Origin of the sequence: Fibrobacter sp. UWR4, from assembly GCF_003149045.1 — a bacterium.
In the GTDB taxonomy this organism is placed as follows: domain Bacteria; phylum Fibrobacterota; class Fibrobacteria; order Fibrobacterales; family Fibrobacteraceae; genus Fibrobacter.
The window spans coordinates 1-3,145 of sequence record NZ_QGDU01000075.1; the positions used below are offsets into that span (position 1 = coordinate 1).

Sequence of the window (3,145 nt, forward strand, 5' to 3'; positions counted from 1 at the left end):
TCTCGGTTAAGTCTCATCGCTTGTCCTTTTCTTGGTCGAAAACGCAAGTTAGAAACCTAACCATCCCTAGAATTCACTTTCTAGGGATTTTTTTTGTTTTCAGCCTAGATCGGATTTACTTGACGATGAGAATCCGCGGTGGAAGTAAAAAGCATGTAATGGTGGACATGTTTCTTGGAGAAAAGAGCCCCTTTTACGAAAGTACCACGCCTGTATATTTAGACAAGATTGATCCTGCCCCCTATGCAGACTTTATTAAGAGAATGTTTGCTAAGGGCGGACGAAAAATTGATGACGAGTCCGTGGAGTTTATTTTGGAATGGACTAAGCGTCATACCTACTATACCCAGTATTTGTGTCGTAGAATTTTTTTGAACGGTAACAAGAAAATTAACCTTGCCGAAGTAAAAATTGCCTGTTCTCAGATTTTGTACGAAAACATCAACGGATTTCTGGAACGTCGGAACTTGATAACGGATTCGCAGTGGCTTGTGCTGAAGGCCGTGGCCAAAGATGGCGTGGTTACTCAGCCCACTTCTGGCGATTTCCTGATGAGACATCATTTGGGGAATGCTGCTAGCGTAAAACGGATATTCGAATCCCTTGTAGATAAGGAACTTTTGCTAGAAGAAGTTTCCGAAAAAGGCCGCTCCTATAGCGTGTACAATGTCTTTTTATCCCGCTGGCTGGAATCCTAGCGTTATTTAACCTCACGTTTAGCGCGTTTTTCCTGTTTTGCGTCGTTATTGAGCATTTAATGACGCTAATGCTATGTATATTCATGAAAAACCGTGTTTTTTATAGATTTGTCAGTAGAATTTTTGAAATTGTGGGTTAGAGGTCTCTCATGAAAAAGAATTTTCTTGCTCTTGGAACTTGTGCGTTTGCGCTTGCTTTGGGCCTTGTGGCCTGCGATGACAGCACTTCTGCGAATGGTTCGTCCGGGGATGAAAATCCCGCTGAAGAATCCTCCTCAAGTGTCATCCTGAGCGATAGCGAAGGATCTAGCAGCTCAGTAACTTCCTCTAGTTCCGTGGAGTCTTCTTCGTCAGTTGTTAGTTCCTCTAGCGAGAAGAGCTCCTCTTCTGTTGCAAGTAGCTCTTCAGTAAAGACCAGCAGTTCCTCTGCAAAGAGTGGTAGCTCCGTTGCATCGTCAAGTTCTGCGAAGTCATCTTCTTCGTCGGTTGTAAGTTCTTCCTCGTCATCCTCGGCCCCGACCGAGGATCCTAGCGACTCCAAACTCGCCTGGCAGTACTTGAATCCAGACATAGACTATGGTGAGTTTACCGACACCCGCGACGGTCAGGTGTACAAGACCGTCACCATCGGCACCCAGACCTGGATGGCCCAGAACCTGAACTACAATCCGGGCGATGTTTCTGACATGGGCAGCTACGCATGGAGCGGCTGCTACAAAAACAAGGCGGACTCCTGTGCCAAGTACGGTCGCCTTTACACCTGGGAAGTCGCCATGAATGACGCATCCTGTGCTTTTGACAAGGTATGCAAAGCACCTCTAAATCCGACAACTCCTGTTCAAGGCATTTGCCCCGAGGGCTGGCACCTGCCAAGCCATTACGAGTTCGAAGAGCTGATCAACTACATTGACCCAACCTTCAGGTATAACCATACTGATGACGCCTATTCATCAACGGCGGGCAAGTACCTGAAGTCCAAGTCCGGCTGGAACTCAAACGGTAACGGGACGGATGCCTACGGTTTCTCCGCGCTCCCCGGTGGCATCGGGTACAACGATGGTGACTTCAGCAGTGAGGGCAACTTCGCTTTCTTCTGGTCTTCGGGTGAGAACGTTAGCTACTACCGCGCCTTCTACTTGAACCTGGACTACGATAACGATCGCGCTTACCTCTACTGGCGCAACAAGAACAACGCAAAGTCGGTTCGCTGTCTTAAAGATTGATTTTTTGTAAAACGTGTACTTGACTACCATTTTTACAAAATTATATTTAAGGCATGATTAGGCGCCAAATCAAAGACTTCCTGTTAAAGTCTGCTTCGCAAAACCCGGTTGTTCTAGTTCATGGCCCCAGGCAATCCGGGAAAACCACTCTTTGTCGCGACACTTTCGCCGACAAACCCTACATATCTCTAGAAAATCCTGACACCAGGGAAAGAGCTTTGCAGGATCCGCGAGGGTTCTTCAAAAGTATCCCTAACGGGGCCATTCTTGATGAAATTCAAAATGTTCCCCATTTGCTATCCTATATGCAGCAGATTGTGGATGAATCAAATCAAAAGGGTCTGTTCATCATCACTAGCGGTAATAATTTTGCATTACAGCAAGCTGTGGCTCAGACTCTTGCCGGTCGTGTCGCCATGCTTAAACTGCTGCCATTTTCCTTGGACGAAATCAAGGAACTGAACGCAAATGATTCCATTGACAGTCTAATTCTTTCGGGAGGGTACCCCCGCTATATAACGGAACGCCCAGACAGGTTCTTCTTTTACCAGAATTACATTTCAACCTATGTTGAGCGGGATGTTCGCCAAATTGTCAATATAAAGGATGCGGCTCTTTTTCATAGATTCCTTGTTCTTTGTGCAGGGCGAATTGGCTCCATATTGGATTACACTTCTCTTTCTAACGATTGCGGAATCAATGTTAGGACGGCGAAGGAATGGTTGTCGATTCTTGAAGCTTCGTTTATCGGTTTTACGTTAAATCCGTGGTACATGAATAGGACTAAACGCTTGGTAAAATCGCCCAAGTTCTATTTCTACGATACTGGGCTTGCATGCGCCTTGCTTGGAATTGCCGAAGAATCGCAATTAAATCGCGATCCCTTGCGAGGCAACCTTTTTGAAAACCTTGTGATTCTTGAAAGAATGAAGCATTCGTTTAATTGCGCGGAGCAGAAAAATTTCTGGTATTATAGAACTAGTGACGGCAAGGAAATTGACCTTGTTGAAGAAGCTGGAAGAATCCTGACTCCTTTTGAAATAAAGTCCTCGGAAACCTTCAATTCGGAATTCGTCAAAAACTTTGGTGTTTTTGAAAAGGAATATCCCGAAATGTGTAGAGAAAAAACGAGGCATCATCAACATGTGTGGAAGCATTTAGGCAGCCTTGCTAGATGATTCTCTCGATTCCGATTCCCATTCGTAGGCTATCTTTACATCTACA

General features: G+C 45.4%; 3 protein-coding genes. All 3 read left to right on the forward strand.

Going from position 1 to position 3,145, the window contains the following annotated elements; translation table 11 throughout:
- Window positions 1-167 precede the first annotated feature (167 nt).
- On the forward strand, window positions 168-698 hold the full coding sequence (locus BGX12_RS15070) for a hypothetical protein (RefSeq protein WP_146249986.1): 531 nt from the start codon (window positions 168-170) through the stop codon (window positions 696-698).
- Window positions 699-847: 149 nt separating this feature from the next.
- Window positions 848-1,921: a fibrobacter succinogenes major paralogous domain-containing protein gene (locus tag BGX12_RS15075; protein WP_109736840.1), complete on the forward strand. Its 1,074-nt coding sequence runs from the start codon at window positions 848-850 to the stop codon at window positions 1,919-1,921.
- A gap of 53 nt (window positions 1,922-1,974) precedes the next feature.
- Complete coding sequence (locus BGX12_RS15080) at window positions 1,975-3,099, forward strand: ATP-binding protein (protein WP_109736841.1); 1,125 nt, start codon at window positions 1,975-1,977, stop codon at window positions 3,097-3,099.
- The last annotated feature ends 46 nt before the right edge of the window (window positions 3,100-3,145 follow it).

Coding starts and splice junctions, on each gene's coding strand:
- BGX12_RS15070 (WP_146249986.1), top strand. CDS start 168: ATGTTTCTTGGAGAAAAGAGCCCCTTTTACGAAAGTACCACGCCTGTA.
- BGX12_RS15075 (WP_109736840.1), top strand. CDS start 848: ATGAAAAAGAATTTTCTTGCTCTTGGAACTTGTGCGTTTGCGCTTGCT.
- BGX12_RS15080 (WP_109736841.1), top strand. CDS start 1,975: ATGATTAGGCGCCAAATCAAAGACTTCCTGTTAAAGTCTGCTTCGCAA.